We start from the raw sequence: 22,558 nt of genomic DNA, 5'->3' as shown, positions 1-22,558 counted from the left end.
TTCCCGAGTGGTTCCGCCGCCCTGGTCCTCACCGCCCAGGCCGTGCACTGGTTCGACCGCCCAGCCTTCTTCGCCGAGGCCGTCCGACTCCTGGAACCGGGCGGGACCCTGGCGGTGCTCAGCAACGACCGTGTCCTGGACAGCGCGTTCACCGACGATCACGAGACCCTGTTGGAGCGGCACAGCCCCGGATACGACCGCCACTACCGTTCCTACGACCTGGTCGGAGAGTTGTCGGCCTCCGAAGGGCTGACCGGAGCCACCGAACACACCTTCGGCTGGACCCGTGAACTCACCCCCGACGGCTACCTCGGCATGGCCATGTCCTCCAGCAGGATGGCGGCCGCGGCCCGGGAGATCGGAGAGGGCCGCCTGCGCACCGAACTGCGCGCCATCGCCGACCACCACTTCCCCGACGGGCGGGTCCTGGTCCCCTACACCGCCAGGTTGGTCCTGGCCCGCCGCGTCCGAGAACACCGGGTCGGGTAGGGGTCGGGAAGGGAGGAACCGTGGAACTCGGCACGCTGGGCCACCTGATGGTCGCCACCGCCGTCCTGGTCTGGGGCTACGTCCTCTACCGGCTGGTCCGCCGCCAGGTGAGCCGGGAGAACGATCCCGACGACCCCGGGTTCGGCCCCGGTGGTCCCCTGCGTGATCTATGAGGTTTTGCGTGAATCGTCCCCCTCACTGACGTTGACCAAAGATGCCCCGGGAAAGGCTCCGGGCCAAGGCCCGGGACCTCGGGCCGGGAATCGACGGCGAGGGAACACACCCATGGCGCAGCTGATCGTATTGGGGGTCGCCGACCGCGACACCGCGGAGAAGGCGCTCGACATCGCATCCGACCTGGGCAAACAGGAACTCCTCCGACTGGAGGACGCGGCCTACGCCTACAAGGACGACAAGGGGCGCCCGCGCATCCACCAGACCTTTCACCTAACCGGCTACGGTGCCGCCGGGGGCGCGCTGTGGGGCACCCTCATCGGCATGCTCTTCCTCAATCCGCTCCTGGGCCTGGCCGTGGGGGCCGGCACGGGCGCGATCGCGGGAAAGCTCAGCGACGTGGGCATCGACGACGACATGATCAAGCAGATCGGTTCCGAACTCGAAAAGGACCGCGCCGCGGTGTTCCTGCTCGCCGATGACGCCACCATCGACCGGGTCGTCGACGCGTTCAAGCCTTTGCACCCCACAGTCATCCAGACCAACCTGTCCAAGGACGGTGAACGGGAACTCGTCGAGGCGCTCCGCTCCTGACGGACCTGGATCCCGAGGGCCCCAGAGCCTTCCCCCGCCGCTGACACGGGCCGCCCGTGTCGGCGGCCGTCGGTACGACGAGGAGACAGTGATGATCGGGAACGGACACGAGGGCGCGGCCATCGGAGACGATTTCGCCGACGCCGACCGTGGACTCATCGCCAGACTGGAACCGGGACAGGTCAAGAACGAACAGGGCCGGGTGGTGTGGGACACCGAGGCCTACGCCTTCCTCGACCAGGACCGCCCCGACACCGTCCACCCCGGCCTGTGGCGTCAGTCCCGCCTGTGCGCGAAGCAGGGCTTGTACGAGGTCACCAAGGGGATCTACCAGGTCCGAGGCCTGGACCTGTCCAACATGACGCTGGTCGAGGGCGACCAAGGCGTCCTGGTCATCGACCCCTTGGTCTCCGCCGAGACCGCGAGGGCCGGCCTGGAGCTGTACCGTTCCCAACGCGGTGATCGGCCGGTCAGCGGGGTCCTCTACTCGCACTCCCACGTCGACCACTTCGGTGGGGTCGGTGGTGTCACCGAGGGCAACGTGCCGATCCTCGCCCCGAAGTGGTTCATGGAGAACGCCGCTTCGGAGAACGTCTACACCGGCCCCGCGATGGCCCGCCGCGGGTTGTTCCACACCGGGGCCTACCTGTCGCCGGGGCCCCGAGGTCAGATCGGGATGGGGCTGGGGCAGGCGAGCTCCACCGGCACCATCACCCTCATCGCGCCCAACCGGAACATCACCCGTACCGGCCAGGAGGAGGTCGTCGACGGGGTGCGCATCGTCTTCCAGATGACCCCCGGCACCGAAGCGCCCGCGGAGATGAACTTCTACTTCCCCGAACACCGGGCGTTGTGCATGGCGGAGAACGCCACCCACAACCTGCACAACCTCATCACCCTGCGCGGGGCGCCGGTCCGGGACGCGCGTGCCTGGGCACGGTACCTGGACGAGGCCGTGGAGTTGTTCGCGTACGACTCCGACGTGCTGTTCGCCTCCCACCACTGGCCCACCTGGGACACCGACCGGATCGTCCGCTTCCTGTGCGAACAACGCGACCTCTACGCCTACCTGCACGACCAGACGATCAGGATGATGAACCTGGGGATGGTGGGTTCGGAGATCGCCGAACGGATTCAGATGCCTCCCGCGTTGGAGCGCGCCCGGCACACCCGCGGTTATTACGGTTCGGTGAGTCACAACGTCAAGGCGATCTATCAGCGATACATGGGCTGGTTCGACGGCAACCCCGCCCACCTGTGGCAACACCCGCCGGAGGAGGCGGCGTGGCGGTACGTGGAGTGCATGGGCGGCATCGACGAAGTGGTCCGCAAAGCCGACGGGTACAAGGCCGAGGGCGATCTCAGGTTCGCCGCCACCCTGCTCGACTACGCGGTGTTCTCCGATCCCGAGCACGAGGGAGCGCGCGCCGCGCTGGTGGAGGTCTACGAACGGCTGGGGTTCGGTTCGGAGAACGGCACCTGGCGAAACTTCTACCTCCAAGGCGCGGCCGAACTGCGAAACGGCAAGCCGGAGACCGCGATGGAGACCGGTACGGGGGTGACCTCGGCGCTGTCGCTGGAGCAGCTCTTCACCTCTGTGGGGATCCGGGTCAACGGTCCCAAGGCGTGGGAGGAGTGCTTCGTCATCGACTGGGTGTTCACCGACCTGAACACCACCCACCGGACCACCCTCTCCAACGGGGCGTTCACCACCAGGGAGAAGCCGCGTCGGGGGGAAGCGGACCTGACCGTCACCCTGAACAAGTTCCGGCTATTGCGGCTGCTCGCGGGCAAGGGCACGGAGGGCATGTCGTTCGAGGGCGACGAGACGCTGGTGGACAGGTTGCTGGGTCTGTTGGAGCTCCCGGATCCGGTCTTCGCCATCGTCACGCCCTGACCGTCACGCCCCGAGCCGGCCGGAGACCCGGCGCATGGACACCGTGACCAGCCCCTCCTCTGTCCCGCGGGCTCAGGCGAGGGGCTTCTTGAAGCCCACGTGCGACGCCTCGTATCCCAGGCGCTCGTAGAAACGGAGGGCGTCCACACGGGTGGCGTCGGAGGTCAGTTGGAGCAGTACGCAGCCGAGCTCCCTCGCTCGGCCTTCGGCCCACTCCAGCAGCTCGGTGCCGAGCCCGCCGCCGCGTTCGTCGGCGTGCACCCGTACCCCCTCCACCTGCGCGCGGGTGGCCGCCGTCCTGGACAGCCCTGGGAGAACGGTCAACTGGAGGGTGCCCACCACTCGCCCGTCCCGTCGGGCCACCGCCAGGTACTGGTGGGGGTCGGAGTCGATCACCTCGAAGGCCTTCAGGTAGGGGGTGAGGTCGTCGGGGGTCTCTCGGGACGCGCCGAGGGGGTCGTCGGTGAGCATGGCCACGATCGCCGGGATGTCCTCGGCACGCGCGCGTTCGATGGTCGGCATGGGGATCAAGATACGCGGCGACGGTGACACCCGGTGTCAATTACCGTTGACCCATGGAGAGCACCGAACGACTGGAAGAGATCGCCAGGTCCCTGCGGGGCGAGAGCACCCTGGAGTCGCTGGAATCACTCGTGGAGTTGCGCTCGGAGTCCGAACGCGTCGAGGCGGTCCTGGTGCGCCGCGCCCGTAACCAGGGGCTCACCTGGGCCCGGATCGCCGAGGCGCTCGGGGTGTCCAAACAGGCCATCCACAAGAAGTACGGCGGGCGTGGCCTGCTGGGATCGCAGAAGTAGCCCGAAGGGACCGCTCGGCGCACCCCACGCGCGCACGAGATCGACACAGGGTGGGACGCGCTCAGCACCGACCGTGTTCGAACCACCTAGGGTCTGAGTGAACAGTCCAGGTCTCGACGTTCGGAACGAAAACAAACAGGGGGAGAAGCATGCCCGTTTCCAAGGAAGTCCACCTCGTCGCCCGACCCGATGGGGAGCCGAAGCCGGAGGACTTCGCAGTGGTCGAGACCACCGTCGAAGCGCCGGGCCCCGGCCAGATCCAGGTCCGCAACGACTGGATCTCCGTCGACCCCTACATGCGGGGCCGCATGAACGACACCAAATCCTACGTGGCGCCGTTCCGGCTCGGCGAGGTCATGGACGGCGGTGCGGTCGGTACCGTCGTGGCCTCCGAGAGCCCCGACGTGCCCGTCGGCGCGAGTGTCCTGCACTTCCAGGGCTGGCGCCAGTACGCGCTGATGGACGCCGCCCGCGCCAAGGTGGTCGACACCGAGGCCGCGCCCGCCCAGGCCTACCTGAGCGCGCTCGGCATGGTCGGCCTCACCGCCTACGCGGGCCTGACCGCCATCGCCGAACTCAAGGAGGGCGACGTCGTGTTCGTCTCCGGTGCGGCGGGCGCGGTGGGCAGCCTCGCCGGGCAGATGGCCAAGCGACTGGGCGCGTCCAAGGTCATCGGCTCCGCCGGCGGTCCCGAGAAGAAGCGCCGCCTGCTGGAGGAGTTCGGCTTCGACGCCGCCATCGACTACCGCGAGGGCGACCTGGAGGGGCAACTCGCCGAGGCCGCGCCGGACGGCATCGACGTCTACTTCGACAACGTCGGCGGCGACCACCTGCGTGCGGCCATCCAGGGGATGCGCGTCCACGGACGCGCCGCCCTGTGCGGGGCCATCTCGGTCTACAACGACACCGAACCGGCCCCCGGTCCGGACAACCTCGGCCTACTCGTCGGTAAGCGGGTCAAGCTCCAGGGTTTCCTGGTCGGTGACCACGGTGATCTGGCCCCCGAGTACTACGAGCGCGCGGCCGGATGGCTGGCGGAGGGCAAGCTGCACAGCAAGGTGACGGTGGTCGACGGGATCGACAACGCGGTCGACGCGTTCCTCGGCATGATGCGCGGCGCCAACACCGGCAAGATGCTGGTGCGTCTGCCCGCCTGACCCCGCTTTCGCCTCCTGACCGGGAGCCGCCGGCCGGGGGTGGCCGGCGGCTCAGGAGTGCCTGAAATCGGGGTCCGAGTAGGAACGGAACGGTGAGTCCCGGTAACTGTCACATCTGTTGACACCTCGCAGGCCATCATGTCGAGCGTCCTACTTCTGGAAATCGGTATTCCCGGAAGTAGACTGACCAGGTGACTTCTGGAAACACACCCCCTGTCGGGGAACAGCCCTCGTTTTCCACTTCTGGAAACACACGCGCTGGCCGACCGCGCCGAACCCTCGACCTCCCCGACGACCTGGCGGACGAGCACCAGGGGTTCGTCGCCAAGCTGGCCGCCTCCACCGACCTGGGAGAGGCGACCCGCGACAAGTACCGGCGCAACTCCGCCCACTTCCTGGACTGGCTTGCCCAGGCCCGCCAGGCCGGTGCCCTGGACGGAGACCCCCTCACCGACCCGGACGCGCGGGACTGGGCGGTGCGCGACTACCGCCGCACGCTGAAGAACACCCGCACCGCCCGGGGCACCCACCTGGCGGCGGCCACCATCAACAACCGGCTCGCCACCATCGACGCCTTCTTCGCCCTGCGCGGTTCCGGACGCCCGGCAGTGGTGCGCGAACACCTGCCCCGCCCCACCGCCCCACCGCCCCGTGGGCCCTGGACGCCCGCGCCAAGCTGCGGTTCCTGCGCACCGTGGCCCGCGACGCCTCACCCCGGGACCGGGCCATCTGCCACCTGGCCTACTACGCGGGCCTGCGCATCGCCGAGATCGTCGCCCTGGACGTGGCCGACCTGCGTCTGTCCGCGCGTCGGGGCAGTGTGCGGGTGCGCGGCAAGGGCAGGTTCGGCGGCAAGGACCGCGCCGTCCCGTTGCACGCAGAGGCGCGCTCCTCTCTGGAGCGCCTCCTGGACGACCTCGGCCGACCCGCCGCCGGGCCGCTCATCCGCAACCGCGACGGCCAGGCGCTGTCTACGCGGGCCGCGAACACGGTGGTGTGTGAGCTCGGTGCGATGGCCGGGATCGGACCGGCTGACGACGGCGAGGCGTTCGGCCCGCACGTGTTGCGTCACACCTTCGGTACGGATCTGGTGCGCGGTGGCGGCGACCTGTCCAAGGAGCCGGTGGACCTGGTGACGGTCGCCGAGCTGATGGGCCATAGCGACATCAACACCACCCGGCGTTACGCCCTGCCCACCGAAGCCGACAAGGCCGCCGCTCTGGATGCGCTCACCGTCGACCGGTGAGAGCACGGCGCACCGCACGATACCCCGTGCGCGTTCTAGGACAGCAGGAGGGTACCGACGACCACCAGGGTCGCGACGCTGATGGTGGGGATGACGGTCAGCGCGATACGGCCGACGCGCTCCTCCTCTGGTGTGGGCTCCTGATCGCTGGGGGCGCAGCAGCCGCTCACCGGGATCCCTTCGTGGTGCCGTGGTCGGTGAGACGGCCGATTCCGGGCAGGAAACGGCCGACGCGCGCGGCATAACCGGTGTAGGTGGTGCCGTGGGTGCGCAGAAGGTAGGGCTCCTCGATGGCGCGGACCTGCACCTGCACGGCGGCGGTGAAGACCGCCAGGGCCACCATCGACAGCACCGAGGACACGGCGAGCACCTGCCCGGCCAGCAGCACGCCCATGCCGGTGAAGACCGGGTTGCGCACGAGCGCGAAGACGCCGCGGGTGACCAGCTCGGTGCGCTCGTCCTCGTCCACGCCGATGCGCCAGGAGGCCCCCATCGCGGCCTGGGAGACGAGCACCAAGACCAGGCCGAACAGCATCAGGACCAACCCGGAGACTCCCACACTCGGCGGCGGGGCGGCCGTGGCCAGGTCGAACATCCCGGTCGCCGGTGCGGCCAGCCCTAGGACGAGCGCGCCGACGAAGAGCACACTTCCCCACCAGGGGGCGGTGAAGGCGGTGGTGTCCGGGCGGCGGAACCCGGTGTCACCGGTGCGCCGCCACGCGGCCAGGGCGCGCACACCGAAGGCCAGGGCCAGGCCAAGTAGGTAGAGGGTGAGAGCGGCCAGTGCCACGGGGGTCTCCGTTCAGGTGGGGTGGATGGGGTTCAGGTGCGGGTGGCGACGCCCAGGAGGTAGTCGCCGCCGATGCGGGTGCGCCAGTTCTCGCCGATGTGCAGGCCGTGGCGGGGCAGTTCGGCGAGGAACTCGCCCGCGCTGAACCGGTCGGCGCTGGGGTGGTCGAACAGCACCTGGTAGGTGGGGCGGGCCAGGGCGGTGGCGGTGACCTCGTCGAAGAAGAACCGGCCGCCGGGTGTGAGGACGCGGGCGACCTCGGCCAGGGCATCGCGCCAGTTGGGGATGTGGTGGATGATCGCGAAGTCGAACACCGCGTCGTAGGAGGCGTCCTTCCCGCCGCCGATGGGCCCGAAAGCGCTGGCCAGATCGGTGGCCGACCCTCGGGCCAGGTAGACGCGCTCGCCGTGGCGCTGAAGGCGGCGCCGTGCTCTGGCGAGCATCTTGGGGTCCAGGTCCACGGCGTCCACGGACGCGGCACCGAAGGTGTCCAGGATGAGCCCGGTGCCGTAGCCGGGCCCGCAGCCCAGTTCGGCGACGCGGGCCCCGGGGGTGCGTCCGCCCAGTTTGATGAGCAGGTTGGCCTCGTAGCGCTGGAGCAGTCGCCGGGGGCCGGAGTCGATCAGCGCCGACTCCACGCGGTTCATGAGCATGCCCACACCTTCCATAATCGCCGAAATGGGATATGATCGTTTCATGACGATGAATAGCACGGATGAGTGTCCGTCCACAACGAGTACGACCCTGAGCGCGGCCGAAGCCCTCTTCCACAGCCTCTCCGACGGCACACGGTTGGCCATCGTGCGCCGCCTGGCCCAAGGCGAGGCGCGGGTCGCCGACCTGGTGGCCCAACTGGGGCTGGCGCAGTCCACGGTCTCCAAGCACGTGGCGTGCCTGCGCGACTGCAACCTGGTCGACGGGCGCGCCGAGGGGCGGCAGGTGTTCTACTCCCTGACCCGCCCCGAACTACTGGACCTGCTGGCCTCGGCCGAGGTCCTGCTGGCCGCGACCGGCCGAGCGGTCGTGCTGTGCCCCACCTACGGAACCGACAACCAGACCACGACGATGACGGGGGTGCGCGGTGAGTGACGCCTGCGCATGCGACGGCGAAGAGTCCCGCACCGGCGAAGAAGCCGAAGAGCACGAGCCCGAGACGCTGTGGCAGGTGAGCGAGATCCGCTTCGCCGCCGTGGCCGCCCTGCTCCTGGGCGCCGGGTACGCCTCGGGCTGGGCCGGCGCCCCCGACCTGGTGGGACTGGTGCTCAAGACCGTTGCGCTTGCGGTGGCCGCCTGGACGTTCGTTCCCGGCACCGTGCGCCGCCTGGCCCAGGGCAAGATCGGCGTGGGCACCCTGATGACCATCGCCGCCATCGGCGCCGTGCTCCTGGGCGAGGTGGGCGAGGCCGCGATGCTGGCCGTGCTCTACACCATCGCCGAAGGCCTGGAGGAGTACTCCGTGGCCCGCACCCGGCGCGGCCTGCGCGCCCTGCTGGACCTGGTCCCCGACCAGGCCCGGGTGCTGCGCGACGGCGTGGAGCATACCGTGGACCCGGCCGACCTGGCCGTGGGCGACACCCTGGTGGTGCGCCCCGGGGAGCGCGTGGCCACCGACGGTGTCATCGCCTCCGGGCACACCAGCCTGGACACCTCCGCCATCACCGGCGAATCCGTCCCCGTCGAAGCGGCCCCCGGGGACGAGGTGTTCGCCGGTTCCATCAACGGCACCGGCGTGCTGGAGGTCACCGTGACCACCACCGCGGCCGACAACTCCCTGGCCCGCATCGTGTCCATCGTGGAGGCCGAGCAGTCCCGCAAGGGCGCCGGACAGCGCCTGGCGGACAAGATCGCCAAACCGCTGGTGCCCGGGGTGATGATCGCCGCCGTGCTCATCGCCGCCCTGGGGTCGCTGTTCGGTGACCCGCTGACCTGGATCGAACGGTCCCTGGTCGTGCTGGTGGCGGCCTCGCCGTGCGCACTGGCCATCTCCGTGCCCGTCACCGTCGTGGCCGCGATCGGTGCCGCCTCCAAGCACGGCACCCTGGTCAAGGGCGGAGCCGCCCTCGAAGCGATGGGGCGGGTCAGGACCGTTGCTTTGGACAAGACCGGTACCCTGACCCGCAACCGCCCCGCCGTCATCGAGACCGCTCCCGCCCCCGACCACACCACCGAGCAGGTGCTGGCGGTGGCCGCCGCGCTGGAGGAGCGCAGCGAACACCCCCTGGCCCGCGCCATCTTGGCCGCCGCCCCCGTACCGGAGCGCGCTGAGGGCGTGGAGGCCATCACCGGTGCCGGGCTCACCGGCACCCTGGGCGGGCGCACCGTGCGGCTGGGCCGCCCGGGCTGGATCGAGGTCGGCCCCCTGGCCCGGGACGTGGAGCGGATGCAGCACGCCGGGGCCACCGCCGTCCTGGTCGAGGACTCCGGCACCGTGATCGGCGCCATCGCGGTGCGCGACGAGTTGCGCCCCGAAGCAGGTGAGGTCGTGTCCTCCCTGCGCGGTGCAGGCTACCGGGTGGTGATGCTCACCGGCGACAACCCGGCCACCGCCGCCGCCCTGGCCGCCCAGGCCGGTATCGACCCCGGCGACGTGCACGCCGACCTGCGCCCCGAGGACAAGTCCCGCCTCGTGGGCGAGCTCCGCACGCATGGTCCCGTGGCGATGGTGGGCGACGGGGTCAACGACGCACCCGCCCTGGCCACCGCCGACCTGGGCATCGCCATGGGGGCGATGGGCACCGACGTGGCCATCGAGACGGCCGACGTCGCCTTGATGGGCGAGGACCTGCGCCACCTGCCCCAGGTCCTGGCGCACGCCCGCCGCTCCCGAGCGATCATGTGGCAGAGCGTGGGACTGTCGCTGGCCATCATCACCGGCCTGATGCCCCTGGCGCTGTTCGGCGTCCTGGGTCTGGCCGCGGTCGTGCTGGTACACGAGGTGGCCGAGGTCGTGGTCATCGGCAACGGCATCCGCGCCGGACGCACCCGCAAGCTGGGGCTGGCCCCCGGCGCCATCGCCGCACCGCGCGAGCGCGCGGAGGCCCAGGCGTGAGGCCGACGACACCGGCCGCGGCCGGCACGCTCCCCCGGTGGGGCGTGCTGGCCGCCGCGTCCGCGCTCACCGCCACCGACCTGGCCCTGAAGGCCTTGGCCGAACAGAGGCTGACCGGCGAATCCGGCCCGCACCTCCTGGGACTGCTGGAGTTGCGCCTGGCCTACAATCCCGGCGTCGCCTTCAGCCTGGGGGCGACCCTGCCCGCCTGGATCATCGTGGCCCTCACCGGACTCATCACCGCCGCCGTGGCCGCCTACACCTGGCGCACCGCTTCCACCGCCCCGTTCCTGGGCCGCATCGGCCTGGCCGGGGTGTTGGGCGGGGCGCTGGCCAACCTCATCGACCGCGGACTGGACGGCGTGGTCACCGACTACCTGCACACCGGTTGGTGGCCCACCTTCAACCTCGCCGACACCTTCATCGTCGTCGGCGCGGTGCTCATCGTGCTCACCGCCGCCCGCCACGGCGCGCCGGAACCGTCCGGCAAGGACCCCGCCCCGTGGACCTGATCATCATCGCCCAGGCCGTCGGCCTGTTCACCGTCACCAACATCGACGACATCGTGGTGCTCGCGCTGTTCTTTGCCCAAGGCGCCGGGCAGCGCGGGACCACCGCGAAGATCGTAGCCGGGCAGTACCTGGGCTTCACAGCGATCCTGGCCGCCACGCTGGCCGCCACCTTCGGCGCGGGTTTCCTGCCCGAGGCGGTGCGCGCCTACTTCGGGCTGCTCCCCCTGTTTCTGGGCCTGCGAGCGGCCTGGAAGCTGTGGCGCGGCGATGACGACGATGACGCCCCCGGTAGCAACAACGGTCCGGCCCTGCTCACCGTCGCCACCGTCACCTTCGCCAACGGCGGCGACAACATCGGCGTCTACGTCCCCGTCTTCATCACCGCCGACCACACCGGCCTCGCCGTCTACACGGCGGTCTTCCTGCTCCTGGTCGGTGTGCTGTGCGCGGTCGGCAGGTTCCTGGCCACCCGCGCCCCCATCGCCCGCGCGCTCAGCCGCTGGGGCCACGTTCTGCTCCCCGCTGTCCTCATCGTCCTCGGCATCGTCATCCTCATCGAAGGCGGCGCCTTTGCACTGTAGGACCAGCCCACCGGGTTCCTCGCCGGTATCTGGGCGATCGCGCCGAATCGACCACCCGATGGGCTTGCCCCTGGGACGATCCCCGTGCCACCTCCGCCCACCGCCCCAGGGCAGTGGCCCCCTCCACGGAAAGCACCCCCTCATGCCGGTCAACTTCCTCACCACCGCCCAGCGCGAGCGCTACGGCCGCTTCAACACCGTTCCCGATGAGTCCCAACTGGGCGCCTTCTTCCACCTGGATGCCGACGCGCGCCGCCTAGCGATGAGCGCCTACGGTCCGCGCAACCAGCTCGGTCTGGCCCTGCAACTGACCACCGTGCGCTTTTTGGGCACGTTCCTGGACGACCCCACCCAGGTGCCCGCCGCCGTCGTCGACTTTGTCGCCGAACAACTCGGCCTGGCCGCCGACGACCTCAAGGGGTACGGGGAGAAGAAGGGCCGCTGGGACCACCAGAAGCTGATCCGCGAACGCTACGGCTACACCCTCTTCGACCCGCATCAGTGGCTGTCGCTGGGCATCTGGGCCTACCGGCGCTCCTGGTCGGGCAACGAGCGCCCCAGCGTGCTGTTCGACCTGGCCACCAACCGCCTGGTCGAGGCCAAGATCCTGCTGCCCGGCGTGAGCACCCTGGAACGGCTCATCGCTGGGGTGCGCGAGCGCGTGGCCCTGCGCCAGTTCAAGCTCCTGTCCGCCGCCCCCACCCCTGAACAGCGCACAACCCTTCAGGCCCTGGTCAACGTGGCCGAAGGCGGGCGCGTCTCCCAGCTGGACCGCTACCGAAAAAGCCCCACCGACATCAGCGGCAAGGGCGTCGTCAAAGCCCTGGACCGCTACGCCGCCATCCGCTCCCTGGGCGCCTCCGCCTGGGACCTGTCCTCGGTTCCCCCGGGACGGATCGTGGCCCTGGCGCGCTTCGCCAAGGCCGCCCGCGCCCAAGCTGTCGCCCAGCTCGCCAACGACCGCAAGATGGCGACCCTGGTCGCCTTCGCCGCCACCCTGGAACCCACCGCAGCCGACGAGGCCGTGGAGGTGTTCGACCTGCTCATCGGCGATCTGATCCGTACCGCCGCCCACCGCGCCAACCGGGCCCGTATGCGCTCCATCAAGGACCTGGACGCCGCCGCCCTGGTGCTGCGCGAGGCCTGGCTCAAGGTCGTCGACTCCTTCCACGACCCCGACAGCGACGTGCGAGCGATCGTGGCCTGCATGGACACCGCACGCGTGGACAACGCCGCCACCACCGTCGGCGACCTGGCCCGCGAGCCCGACGAGGACGCCCAAGCCGAACTGATGGAGCGCGCCGCCACCATCCGCCGCTTCCTGCCCAAGCTGCTGCGCACCCTGGACTTCGCCTGCGGCGAGAGCCCCGCCGGCGCCGACGTGATCGACGCCCTGGACTTCGTACGGACCCTGCCCCAACGCCGCACCCGCGTCGACCCAAAGATCGTGCCCACCACCTTCCTCACCCCCGCCTGGCGGCGCCGCGTCTTCCCCACCACCGGGCCCAACGCCGGTGAGTTCGACCCCGACGCCTACACCGTCGCCGCCGCCGAACGGCTGCGCGAGTCGCTGCGCCGCCACGAGGTGTTCGTGCCCGGCCTGGGCAAGTGGGGCGACCCCACCGCCGGGCTTCTGGCCGGACCCGCGTGGGAGGGCGCCCGGGACGGCCTGTGCCGCGACCTGGGCCTGTCACCCGCACCCGGGGTGGACCTTCACCGGTGGGCCGATCGGCTGGACGGCGCCTACCGCCAGCTCGCCGACGGCCTTGCGGCCAACCCCTCGGTGCGCATCGAGCAGCGCGAGGGCCGCGACCACCTCGTACTGTCCGCCCTGGATGCCCTGGACGAGCCCGCCTCACTGACCGCGCTGCGCGCCGATGTGGCCGCCCGCGTCCCCGTCGTGGACTTCCCCGAAGTGCTGCTGGAGGTCCACTCCTGGACCGGGTGCCTGGACCGGTTCACCCACGTGGGCGGCCAGACACCCTCCCGCAAAGAGGACATGATCACCTCCATCGCCGCCGTGCTGTGCGCCCAGGCCATGAACGTCGGCATGCGCCCGATGGTCTCCGAGGCCAGCCAGGCCCTGTCCCTGGACCGGCTGTTCTGGACCGAGCAGAACTACATCCGCGAGGCCACCCTCACCCCGGCCAACGCCGACCTGGTCGACTACCACTCACGTTTGGACATCGTGGCCGCCTGGGGCGGCGGCGAGCTGGCCTCCGCCGACGGGCTGCGCTTCATCGTCCCGGTCAAGACCATCAACGCCGGACCCAACACCAAGTACTTCGGCAAGGGCAAAGGTGCCCGCGGGGTGACCTACTACAACTTCACCTGCGACCAGTTCACCGGCTTCCACGGCATCGTCATCCCCGGCACCCCCAAGGACTGGTACTACATCCTCGAAGGGCTGCTGGAGCAGGAGACCTCGCTGCGCCCCACCGAGATCACCTCCGACACCGCCGGGGCCTCCGAGATCGCCTTCGGTATCTTCCGTCTCATGGGCTGGCAGTTCTCCCCCCGCCTGGCCGACGCCGGATCGGCGACGCTGTACCGCACCGACCCCGCGGCCGACTACGGCCCGCTCAACAACCTCACCCGCACCCGGATCAACACCGGCCTGATCACCGACTCCTGGGACGAGATGCTGAGAGTGGCCGCCTCCCTGCGCTCGGGGGCGGTCAAAGCCAGCGAACTGTTCCGCTACCTGGCCGGAGGCGGCACCCCCACCCCGATCGGCCGGGCCCTGATGGAACTGGGACGCCTGGACCGATCGATCTACCTGGCCTCCTACTTCGACGACGAACTCCTCAGACGCCGGGTCAACACCCAACTCAACCGCCAAGAATCCCGCCACACCCTGGCCCGCAAGATCTTCCACGGCCACAAGGGCGAGCTACGCCAGCGCTACCGCGAGGGCATGGAGGATCAGCTCGGCGCGCTCGGCTTCATGGTCAACGTCGTCATCTTGTGGAACACCGTCTACATCGGCCGCGCCATCGCCCAGATCCGCGCCGAGGGCACCCGCGTGCACGCCGCTGACATCGCCCGCCTCAGCCCCCTGGGCAGCGAGCACCTGAACTTGTTGGGCCGCTACAACTTCAACCTCGCGCCCGAGATCGGTGCCGGGCGGCTGCGCCCCCTGCGCGCACCCCGCCCCGGCCAGTAGGGGGGGCGGACAAGATAAGCCAGAAAGGGGCAACGGCCTGGCCAGCGACCTCACCCTCCGCTGAGACGTGACGTTCTGCGCCCTTTCGGTTGCGATTTGGTGAAGCGTCGGAGGTGTCCTCTTCGACCGCACTACCGTGTTCGACGTTCGATGACCCCCTGGCCGGAAGAGGACTACCGGTGACCTCGATCGAGCGCACGGCCTACCCGCAGTTCAAGAGGTTGACCTCTGCGCGGATGCTGCACGTGTCCTTCACTCCCAACGCCGACGAGATCGGGTGGGCGCGCGAGCGCACCAGCGCCCCCGAGGCGCTGTTCGCCGTGGTGCTCGCGCTGAAGTGCTACCAGAAGATGGCGCGTTTCCCCCGCTCGGGGTGTCGGTAAGGAGCGTGTCACCAAGTGCCAACTAACCCGCGAGTAACTTACGGGTTCGCCGGACAACCCGCCCCAAGGCCCCCGAAGATCGGGGATAGCCGGGCGCACCGCCCGGCCAAGGACACGCGCGGGCAGGAGACGGTCGGGTGGCACGGGACCTGGACCTGGACGAACTCTTGGACAGCTTCACCCTCGGAGCCGACGAGCTCACACAGCTGCGGAACAAGAGCGGGGCGAGTCGGCTCGGGTTCGCGCTGACCCTGCGCTTCCTGCTCTGGCGCGGCCGGTTCCCGCGCGGCCGCGGCGAGGTGCCCGACAACGCTATCGTCCACGTGGCCGGGCAGGTCAAGGTCGAGCCTTCCGAGATCGCCTTCTACGACTGGCAGGGCCGTTCGGCCAAGCGGAACCGCACCGAGATCCGCGACTTCACCGGCTTTGGTGAGTGCTCGGTCGCCGACGCCGAGAAGGTTACGCTGTGGCTGGCCGAGAACGTGTGCGACCAGGAGCGCGACCCCGACCGGGTGCGTCAGCGCCTGCTGGAGCACTGCCGTGAGGAGCTGATCGAGCCGCCGGAGAAGACCCGCGTCGAGCGGATCGTGCGCTCGGCTCTGAGCCGGGCCGAGGAAGCGATGATGGCCCGCGCGGCGGGCGGGGTGCCCGCCGAGGTCGTGGAGCGGATGCTCACGCTGATCGGGCAGGCCAGCGACGACCCCGGCGAGGAACCGGCGCCCGGGGAGGGACCCGAGGTGTATGCGCAGATCAAGGACGCCCCGGGCAACGTCAGCCTCAAGACGCTGATCGCGGAGAAGACGAAGCTGGAAGCGGTGCGGGCCGTGGGTGTGCCGCACCGGGCCTTCGCGCGGATCCCGGCCACGATGGTGGCCGCGTGGCGGGACCGGGCCGCGGCTGAGGCGCCCTCGCACCTGCGCGGCCACCCGCCCCTGGTCAAGGTGTCTCTGCTGGGGGCGCTGCTGTTCTCGCGCGAGCGGGAGGTCACCGACACCCTGGTCGACCTGGTGATCGCTACGGTGCATCGGATCAATGCCCGCGCGGAGAAGGTCGTGACCGAGGAGTTCGTCCGCGACCTCAAGCGGGTCTCGGGCAAGGAGGACATCCTCTTCCGTATCGCCGAGGCCTCCGTGGGCTCGCCGGAGTCGCTGGTGCGCGAGGTGGTCTACCCGGCCGCCGGCGGTGAGCAGACCCTGCAGGATTTGCTGGCCGAGTTCCGGTCCAAGGGCACTAGCTACCGCCAGCACAAGCAGCGCGTGTTCAAGTCCTCCTACTCCAACCACTACCGCGCCGGGCTGCTCCAGTTGTTGGACGTGCTGGAGTTTTGCTCCTCCAACGACGTGCACCGCCCGCTGGTCAAGGCCCTGGAGCTGATCTGCCGCTACCGGGAGGTGTCCAACAACCGCCCCTACTACGACGCCGGTGAGCACATCCCCGTCGACGGGGTCGTCCCCTTCGAGCTGCGCGAGCTGCTGCACCGCACCGACAAACGCGGCCGGGTGCGGGTGCTGCGCACCGTGTACGAGTGCGGGGTCTTCCAGGTCCTGCGCGAGCAGCTGCGCTGCAAGGAGATCTGGGTGGTGGGCGCCGACCGGTGGCGCAACCCGGATGAGGATCTGCCGGCCGACTTCGCCGACAAGCGCGTCGAGAACTACCGCAAGCTCAACCAGCCGTTGGACTCGGGCGAGTTCATCGCTCGCCTGCGTGGCGACATGGTCAGCGAGCTGGCTCACCTTAACGACGCGCTGCCCCGCCTGGGGTGGGTGGAGGTCGCCGAGCGCAAGGCGGGGGCGATCAGCCTCTCTCCGTTGGAGGCGCGCGCTGAGCCGCGCAACCTGCGCAGGTTGAAGAAGGCGGTGCGCGCCCAGTGGGGTGTGGTCCCTTTGCTGGACATGCTCAAGGAGACCGCGTTGCGCACCGGGATGCTGGATGCCTTCACCGGGGTCGGCGCCCGCGAGGTGATCACGACCGAGGAGCTGTGGGAGCGCCTGATCCTGGTGATCTATGCCTACGGCACCAACACCGGGCTGCGTCGGGCGGCCGCGGGCGAGCACGCCTACTCCGAGGACGACCTGCGCTACATCCGGCGCCGCTACTTCACCGTCGAGGGGGCCCGGGGCGCTGCCCGTGCCATCGCCAACGCCACCTTCGCGATCCGCTCCGAAGCGCTCTGGGGGCAGGGCTCGACCGCGGTCGGGTCGGACTCCACGCACGTCAAGGCCTTCGACCAGAACCTGTTCACCGAGTGGCACTCGCGGTACGGGGGTCGGGGTGTGCTCATCTACTGGCACATCGAGGAGCGGTCGATGGCGGTGCACTCCCAGCTGCTGTCGTGCTCGGCCTCGGAGGTGCACGCCATGGTGGAGGGGGCGATGCGGCACGGCACCTCGATGAACGTGGAGGCCAACTACGTCGACTCCCACGGTCAGTCCGAGATCGGGTTCGGCATCACCCGTCTGCTGGGGTTCAAGTTGTTGCCGCGCATCAAGCAGATCAACCGCGTCAAGCTCTACCGGCCCGACCGCGGCGACCTTCAGACCTACCCGAACCTGCGCCCGGCGATGACCCGGCCGATCCGCTGGGACCTGATCGCCCAGCAGTACGACCAGATGATCAAGTACGCCACCGCGATCCGGCTGGGCACCGCCTCCACCGAGGCGATCCTGCGCCGCTTCACCCGCAACGCCTCCCACCCCACCTACGCGGCGATGCTGGAGGTGGGCCGGGCGGAGAAGACCGCGTTCTGCGCGCGCTACCTGCGCGACCGCGATTTGCAGTACGAGGTGGGCTCGGGGCTGAACGTGGTGGAGAACTCCCACGGCATCCACGGCGAGATCCTCTACGGCAAGACCGGCGAGTTGTCCTCCAACCGGCGCGAGGAGCAGGAGCTGACCATGCTCGCCCTGCACATCCTCCAGGCGTGCCTGGTGTACGTGAACACGCTGATGCTCCAACAGGTGCTGGCCGAACCCGAGTGGGAGAACGCGCTGACGGCCCAGGACCGGCGCGGGCTCACACCGCTGTTCTCCTCGAACATGAACCCCTACGGCGACATCCGTCTGAACATGGGCAACCGCTTGGCCTTGGGCGGCTGATCCACCTCATGTGAGGGCGGCTCAGCGGGCTGTGGGCGATGGGGCACCGGAGTGGTTCCCCCGGTCGCCGCAGGGTGGGCGGGCGCCGATACCTTCATGTTTGTGGGCTAGGGGGCCGGTTGGGCTTGCGGGCGTCGACGTTCGACCAGGACGGTGTCGCGCCAGGTGCCGTGGTGGGTGGTGCAGGGCCAGGCTGGCGCGGTTCTCGGGGAAGACCGAGGTCTGGGCGACCCCGGCGTAGACCGCGCGAGACGAGACCGGTGAAGCGGCGGCCCAGCGGTGCGCGGGGAGCCACCTGTCCTTCCGGTCCTCGACGGCGGGCGCCTCGGTCTCGAAGGTGGTGTGGCCGGTGGCGATGCCCTGGGCGTAGATACCGCGAACCGCTTCCAGGGCCGCGTCGGTCAGGGTGCGGGTGGTGACGCCGGCGAGCAGGTCGGTGGGGCAGCACGGACGTGCGTTCAACATGCCCATGACCGCGTCGGCGGCGTGGGGCAGGCTGGAGTCCCTGGACTACGCCGAACCCACCGATGCGCCGGGGGTCTACCGCGCCACCGCGCGCGGTGCGCGCGCCCACCTCACCGGGTTCGGGGCGGCGCCTCGGACTCCAGCTCCCGGGTGATCTGGGCGACGGTCGCCTTGGCGGTGCGCGCCGCACCGATGAGGGTGGCCGAGGCGGGCCCGGTCCAGTCCCCGTAGCCCAGCAGGTGCAGGCGCGGTTCGGCCACCGACCGGGTCCCCTGCACCGCGACCCGCCCCTGTGCGCCTACTAGGCCCAAGGGGTGAAGGTGGTCGAGCACCGGGCGAAATCCCGTGCACCACAGAACGGCGTCGCACTCCAGTGCGGTGCCGTCGGCCCAGGCCACGCCGGTGCGGGTGAGGCGGTCGAACATAGGCTCGGCTTTGAGGGCTGCGCGCTCGCGTGCCCGGCGAACGCTCGGCACGACCACGATGTCGCCCAGGTCCGCCACGCCCGCAACGGGTGAGTGCTGTGCCCGGGTGGCGATGGCGAACAGGGCCCGCCCGTCGACGTCCTCGGGCAGGAACCGGGGCGGCCGGGAGGTGACCCAGGTGGTCGTTGTGACCTCGGAGAGTTCGGCGAGGATCTGCGCGGCGGAGTTGCCCCCGCCCACGACCACCACCCGCTGCCCGGCGAACCGTTCGGGGCCGCGGTAGTCCACCGTGTGGAGCTGCTGGCCCTCGAAGGCGTCCCGGCCCGGGACGTGCGGGATGTGGGGGGCGCTCCAGGTGCCGGTGGCGCTGATCACCCGCCGGGCCAGCCAGGTACCGGCGTCCGTGCGCAGCCGCAGCCGGTCCTCGGCCCGCTCGACCTGCCCCACCCGGACCGGGCGGTGGACGGGCAGGTGGTAGCGGTGTTCGTACTCGGCCAGGTACCAGGCCACATGAGAGGCCGAAGGGTACTCCTGCCCCTGCTCCTCGGGCATCCACCACCCCGGGAGCATGCTGTGCGCGGCCGGGGAGAACAGGCGCAGCGAGTCCCAGTACCGGGGCCACGCACCTCCCGGACGGTCGCCGGCGTCCAGGATGACGAATTCGGCCTTGGCGCGGCGCAGGAAGTACCCGGCGGCCAGGCCCGCCTGGCCGCCGCCGATGACGGCGACGTCGACCAGGTGGTGTTCGGTGGACATGTTCCTCCCCTTCTCGTCTTGCCAGGCGGTCCACAGCCGCGGGGAGCGCAGGACCGCGTCTTAGCGCTCTGCGCTCCCGAACGCGATCGTCTACCGGCGTGCGGGGGCGAAGCGCTTGCGCCAGGCCAGGGAGACGTAGACCAGGGCGATGAGCACGGGCACCTCGATCAGCGGTCCGACCACTCCGGCCAGGGCCTGGCCGGAGGTGACGCCGAACGTGGCGATCGCCACCGCGATGGCCAGCTCGAAGTTGTTGCCCGCCGCGGTGAAGGCCAGCGTGGTGGTGCGGTCGTAATTCATCCCGATCGCCTTGCCGAAGGCGAAGCTGCCGAACCACAGGATCACGAAGTAGGCCAGCAGCGGCACGGCGATGCGCACCACGTCCAGGGGCTGGCTGGTGATCCTCTCCCCTTGCAGGGCGAAGAGCAGGACGATGGTGAACAGCAGCCCGTACAGCGCCCAGGGGCCGATCCGGGGCAGGAACGCCGACTCGTAGCGCTCCCGGCCCATCCTGCGCTCGCCGAGCGTGCGGGTGAGGAACCCGGCCACGAGCGGGATGCCGAGGAAGATGACCACGTTGAGGGCGATCAGCCAGGGGGAGACGTCCAGTCCGCCGGTGTCCAGGCCCAGCCACCCGGGCAGCAGGTCCAGGTAGAACCAGCCCAGGACACCGAAGACCAGGACCTGGAAGACGGAGTTCAGGGCCACCAGGACGGCGGCGGCCTCGCGGTGCCCGCAGGCCAGGTCGTTCCAGATGATGACCATGGCGATGCAGCGGGCCAGGCCGACGATGATCAGGCCGGTGCGGTACTCGGGCAGGTCGGCCAGGAAGATCCACGCCAGGGCGAACATCACGGCCGGGCCGACGACCCAGTTGATGACCAGGGAGGACACCAGCAGCCGGGTGTCGCGGGTGACGGTGTCCAGGCGGTCGTAGCGGACCTTGGCCAGCACCGGGTACATCATGATCAGCAGGCCCAGGGCGATGGGCAGCGAGATCCCGCCGACCTCCATCGCCGCCAAGGCCTCGTTCAGGCCGGGGACCACCCGGCCCAGGCCCAGGCCCACGGCCATGGCGAGCAGGATCCACACCGCCAGGAACCGGTCCAGGACCGAGAGCCCCGCGACCACGGAGGTGCCCGCGACGGTCGTGTTGTCGGTCGGGGCCATCAGCAGGGCCTCCTGTTCTGGTCGGCGCCGGTGGAGCGGGCCGTGGCGGCCAGCCCGGACAGCCCCTCGGACAGGGTCTCCAGCGCCTCGGGGCGGAGCCGGTAGTAGGTGAACCGGCCGCAGGGCTCGGTCTCGACCACCCCGGCCTCGCGCAGGATCCGCAGATGGTTGGACAGGTTGGTCTGCCGCGCCCCGGTCTCCTCCATGAGGTGGTTCGTGCACAGGGTCTCGCGGGCCAGCAGCGTCACGATCCGCATCCGCAGCGGATCCGCCAACGCCCTGATCAGATCAGTATTCTCTGATATCAGCATGGCCTGATACTATCTCATCATTCGATGCTGATGCGACGCGTCAGTGGCCTCTTCTCTCACAGAGGAACCCCGACTATGACCACACCCGAGCCCCGACCGCTCCTGCACGAGCGCGTCGACATGGGCGCCGCCCGGCTGGCCGCACGCCACCAGGGGCGCTTTTCCACCGAGACCGTGCAGGCGCTCATCGTCGACTCCTACCAGCGCCTGGCCGCCACGGCCCGGGTCAGCGCCCACCTGAACGTGCTGGCCGAACGCCTGGCAGCCGAGCGCCTGGGCGCCCTGGCCGCCGTTCAGCAGGCGCCCGGTTCCCGCCCCGTGCGGGTGCTGTTCGTGTGCACCCAGAACTCGGGGCGCTCCCAGATCGCCGCCGCGCTGCTCGCCCACCGCGCCCCCGGTCAGGTCACGGTCTCCTCCGCGGGCACCGACCCCGTCGCGCAGGTGGAACCGGACCTGGCCCGGGTGTTGGGCGAGGTGGGGGCCGACCTGGGTCCCGCCTACCCCAAGCCGTTGACGGAGGAGGTCGTCCAGGCGGCCGACGTCGTCATCACCCTGGGCTGCGGCGACGCCTGCCCCGTCGTCCCGGGCCGCCGCTACCTGGACTGGCCCACACCCGACCCGCACGGCGCACCCCTCGCGGAGCTGCGCCGCATCCGCGACGCCATCGACACCCGCATCCACGACCTGGTGGATGACCTCGCTCTGACGTCCGCCACCGAGACGAAGTAGAGGCCACGACCATGACCGACTCCACCACACCGTCCGTGCTGTTCGTGTGCGTGCACAACGCCGGCCGCTCCCAGATGGCCGCGGCCTGGCTCACCCACCTGTCCCAGGGACGCGTCGAGGTGCGCTCGGCGGGGTCCGCACCCGCCGAGACCCTCAACCCCGCCGTGGTCCAGGCCATGGCCGAGGTCGGCATCGACATCACCAGTGAGCACCCCAAACTCCTGGCCATCGACGCCGTCGAAGCCTCCGACGTGTGCATCACCATGGGCTGCGGCGACACCTGCCCCATCTTCCCCGGCAAGCGCTACCTCGACTGGGAACTGCCCGACCCCGCCGGACAGGGCGTGGAAGCAGTGCGCCCCATCCGCGACGAGATCAAGAAGCGGATCGAGGAACTGCTCGCGGAGATCGCACCCGACTCCAAGCCCTGACACGGCACCCGGGACCCGGCGCCCCGGGTGCAGCCTCTGGCCGCACCCGGGACCCGGACCAGCGCGACGGCTCCAGAGCTCGAACACCGACGACAGGGGAACCATGCAGTGCTACGACTGCGCCCACGAAGGCAAACAGCGCACGGCAGTGGGCATCTGCCAAGTCTGCGGAGCGGCCCTGTGCGTCGACCACGCCCATGAGACCGCCCACGTCCTGAGCCGCCCCGCCAGCCCCGGGGCAGTGGAACGCGCAGAACCCGCACGCCGTCTGCTGTGCGAACGGTGCCGCCAGGCCCAGAACAGCTGAACGCGCAACGGACCCC

General features: G+C 70.1%; 24 protein-coding genes and 1 pseudogene. 17 read left to right on the top strand and 8 right to left on the bottom strand.

Features of this window, described 5'->3' with window-relative positions; translation table 11 throughout:
* From ABZ717_RS11625 to ABZ717_RS11610, 4 genes are all read left to right on the top strand, one after another.
* On the top strand, positions 1–489 hold a 489-nt coding region (locus ABZ717_RS11625; RefSeq protein WP_358508432.1), incomplete at its 5' end, for a methyltransferase domain-containing protein.
* Positions 490–509: 20 nt separating this feature from the next.
* Complete coding sequence (locus ABZ717_RS11620) at positions 510–662, top strand: hypothetical protein (RefSeq protein WP_190318584.1); 153 nt, start codon at positions 510–512, stop codon at positions 660–662.
* 112 nt (positions 663–774) lie between these two features.
* Positions 775–1,257 carry a DUF1269 domain-containing protein gene (locus ABZ717_RS11615; RefSeq protein ID WP_358508430.1) on the top strand — a complete coding sequence of 161 codons (483 nt, stop codon included), beginning with the start codon at positions 775–777 and terminating at the stop codon, positions 1,255–1,257.
* A gap of 91 nt (positions 1,258–1,348) precedes the next feature.
* On the top strand, positions 1,349–3,154 hold the full coding sequence (locus tag ABZ717_RS11610; RefSeq protein WP_358508428.1) for an alkyl sulfatase dimerization domain-containing protein: 1,806 nt from the start codon (positions 1,349–1,351) through the stop codon (positions 3,152–3,154).
* Positions 3,155–3,226: 72 nt separating this feature from the next.
* On the opposite strand, the gene ABZ717_RS11605 is transcribed toward ABZ717_RS11610, so the two are convergent.
* Positions 3,227–3,676 carry a GNAT family N-acetyltransferase gene (locus ABZ717_RS11605; RefSeq protein WP_358508426.1) on the bottom strand — a complete coding sequence of 150 codons (450 nt, stop codon included), beginning with the start codon at positions 3,674–3,676 and terminating at the stop codon, positions 3,227–3,229.
* Positions 3,677–3,729: 53 nt separating this feature from the next.
* Between ABZ717_RS11605 and ABZ717_RS11600 the strand changes: the two genes are divergently transcribed.
* The 3 genes from ABZ717_RS11600 to ABZ717_RS11590 all read left to right on the top strand — a co-directional run bounded on the left by ABZ717_RS11600 (position 3,730) and on the right by ABZ717_RS11590 (position 6,372).
* Positions 3,730–3,969, top strand: coding sequence for a hypothetical protein (locus ABZ717_RS11600; protein ID WP_358508424.1), 240 nt, complete (start codon positions 3,730–3,732; stop codon positions 3,967–3,969).
* 149 nt (positions 3,970–4,118) lie between these two features.
* Positions 4,119–5,126, top strand: a complete 1,008-nt coding sequence (locus tag ABZ717_RS11595; RefSeq protein WP_358508422.1) for an NADP-dependent oxidoreductase — start codon at positions 4,119–4,121, stop codon at positions 5,124–5,126.
* Between the two features lie 694 nt (positions 5,127–5,820).
* Positions 5,821–6,372: a tyrosine-type recombinase/integrase gene (locus tag ABZ717_RS11590; RefSeq protein WP_358508420.1), complete on the top strand. Its 552-nt coding sequence runs from the start codon at positions 5,821–5,823 to the stop codon at positions 6,370–6,372.
* A 35-nt stretch (positions 6,373–6,407) separates the two neighbouring features.
* Here ABZ717_RS11590 and ABZ717_RS11585 read toward each other — a convergent pair whose 3' ends face one another.
* The 3 genes from ABZ717_RS11585 to ABZ717_RS11575 are packed head-to-tail and all read right to left on the bottom strand — an operon-like array spanning position 6,408 to position 7,815.
* Positions 6,408–6,542, bottom strand: coding sequence for a hypothetical protein (locus ABZ717_RS11585; protein WP_358508418.1), 135 nt, complete (start codon positions 6,540–6,542; stop codon positions 6,408–6,410).
* Positions 6,539–7,162: an isoprenylcysteine carboxylmethyltransferase family protein gene (locus ABZ717_RS11580; RefSeq protein ID WP_358508416.1), complete on the bottom strand. Its 624-nt coding sequence runs from the start codon at positions 7,160–7,162 to the stop codon at positions 6,539–6,541. The genes ABZ717_RS11585 and ABZ717_RS11580 overlap by 4 nt, the downstream gene beginning before the upstream one ends.
* A gap of 32 nt (positions 7,163–7,194) precedes the next feature.
* Entirely contained in the window at positions 7,195–7,815 is a 621-nt protein-coding gene (locus ABZ717_RS11575) for a methyltransferase domain-containing protein (RefSeq protein WP_358508414.1), read from the bottom strand.
* 43 nt (positions 7,816–7,858) lie between these two features.
* Between ABZ717_RS11575 and ABZ717_RS11570 the strand changes: the two genes are divergently transcribed.
* The 7 genes from ABZ717_RS11570 (at position 7,859) to ABZ717_RS11540 (ending at position 17,948) form a co-directional block, all read left to right on the top strand.
* Positions 7,859–8,251, top strand: a complete 393-nt coding sequence (locus ABZ717_RS11570; RefSeq protein WP_358508412.1) for a metalloregulator ArsR/SmtB family transcription factor — start codon at positions 7,859–7,861, stop codon at positions 8,249–8,251.
* Positions 8,244–10,211 (top strand): cation-translocating P-type ATPase, encoded by a 1,968-nt coding sequence (locus ABZ717_RS11565; RefSeq protein WP_358508410.1) that lies wholly within the window; start codon positions 8,244–8,246, stop codon positions 10,209–10,211. Before ABZ717_RS11570 ends, ABZ717_RS11565 begins: the two co-directional genes overlap by 8 nt.
* Positions 10,208–10,723, top strand: coding sequence for a signal peptidase II (gene lspA / locus ABZ717_RS11560; protein ID WP_358508408.1), 516 nt, complete (start codon positions 10,208–10,210; stop codon positions 10,721–10,723). The genes ABZ717_RS11565 and lspA overlap by 4 nt, the downstream gene beginning before the upstream one ends.
* Positions 10,714–11,304, top strand: coding sequence for a cadmium resistance transporter (locus ABZ717_RS11555; RefSeq protein ID WP_358508406.1), 591 nt, complete (start codon positions 10,714–10,716; stop codon positions 11,302–11,304). Before lspA ends, ABZ717_RS11555 begins: the two co-directional genes overlap by 10 nt.
* Before the next feature lie 142 nt (positions 11,305–11,446).
* Positions 11,447–14,470, top strand: a complete 3,024-nt coding sequence (locus tag ABZ717_RS11550) for a Tn3 family transposase (RefSeq protein WP_358508404.1) — start codon at positions 11,447–11,449, stop codon at positions 14,468–14,470.
* A 179-nt stretch (positions 14,471–14,649) separates the two neighbouring features.
* Positions 14,650–14,853, top strand: a complete 204-nt coding sequence (locus ABZ717_RS11545) for a DUF4158 domain-containing protein (protein ID WP_358508402.1) — start codon at positions 14,650–14,652, stop codon at positions 14,851–14,853.
* Between the two features lie 137 nt (positions 14,854–14,990).
* Positions 14,991–17,948, top strand: coding sequence for a Tn3 family transposase (locus tag ABZ717_RS11540; protein WP_358508400.1), 2,958 nt, complete (start codon positions 14,991–14,993; stop codon positions 17,946–17,948).
* A 107-nt stretch (positions 17,949–18,055) separates the two neighbouring features.
* On the opposite strand, the pseudogene ABZ717_RS11535 reads toward ABZ717_RS11540, so the two are convergent.
* The 4 genes and pseudogenes from ABZ717_RS11535 to ABZ717_RS11520 form a co-directional block, all read right to left on the bottom strand.
* Positions 18,056–18,449, bottom strand: a pseudogene (locus ABZ717_RS11535) (ArsR family transcriptional regulator); the annotation flags it as partial.
* A gap of 74 nt (positions 18,450–18,523) precedes the next feature.
* Entirely contained in the window at positions 18,524–19,594 is a 1,071-nt protein-coding gene (locus tag ABZ717_RS11530) for an ArsO family NAD(P)H-dependent flavin-containing monooxygenase (protein WP_358508398.1), read from the bottom strand.
* 90 nt (positions 19,595–19,684) lie between these two features.
* Positions 19,685–20,764 carry an ACR3 family arsenite efflux transporter gene (gene arsB, locus ABZ717_RS11525; RefSeq protein ID WP_358508396.1) on the bottom strand — a complete coding sequence of 360 codons (1,080 nt, stop codon included), beginning with the start codon at positions 20,762–20,764 and terminating at the stop codon, positions 19,685–19,687.
* On the bottom strand, positions 20,764–21,075 hold the full coding sequence (locus tag ABZ717_RS11520) for a metalloregulator ArsR/SmtB family transcription factor (protein WP_248772465.1): 312 nt from the start codon (positions 21,073–21,075) through the stop codon (positions 20,764–20,766). Before ABZ717_RS11520 ends, arsB begins: the two co-directional genes overlap by 1 nt.
* Before the next feature lie 75 nt (positions 21,076–21,150).
* Between ABZ717_RS11520 and ABZ717_RS11515 the strand changes: the two genes are divergently transcribed.
* The 3 genes from ABZ717_RS11515 (at position 21,151) to ABZ717_RS11505 (ending at position 22,542) form a co-directional block, all read left to right on the top strand.
* Positions 21,151–21,804 carry an arsenate reductase ArsC gene (locus ABZ717_RS11515; RefSeq protein WP_248772466.1) on the top strand — a complete coding sequence of 218 codons (654 nt, stop codon included), beginning with the start codon at positions 21,151–21,153 and terminating at the stop codon, positions 21,802–21,804.
* Between the two features lie 11 nt (positions 21,805–21,815).
* Positions 21,816–22,235, top strand: coding sequence for an arsenate reductase ArsC (locus ABZ717_RS11510; RefSeq protein WP_248772467.1), 420 nt, complete (start codon positions 21,816–21,818; stop codon positions 22,233–22,235).
* Positions 22,236–22,338: 103 nt separating this feature from the next.
* Positions 22,339–22,542 carry a DUF2180 family protein gene (locus tag ABZ717_RS11505; RefSeq protein WP_358508393.1) on the top strand — a complete coding sequence of 68 codons (204 nt, stop codon included), beginning with the start codon at positions 22,339–22,341 and terminating at the stop codon, positions 22,540–22,542.
* Positions 22,543–22,558 lie beyond the last annotated feature (16 nt).

It is taken from the genome of Nocardiopsis sp. NPDC006832, assembly GCF_040635885.1.
In the GTDB taxonomy this organism is placed as follows: Bacteria; Actinomycetota; Actinomycetes; order Streptosporangiales; family Streptosporangiaceae; genus Nocardiopsis.
This window is presented reverse-complemented; position numbering and strand designations above follow the sequence as displayed.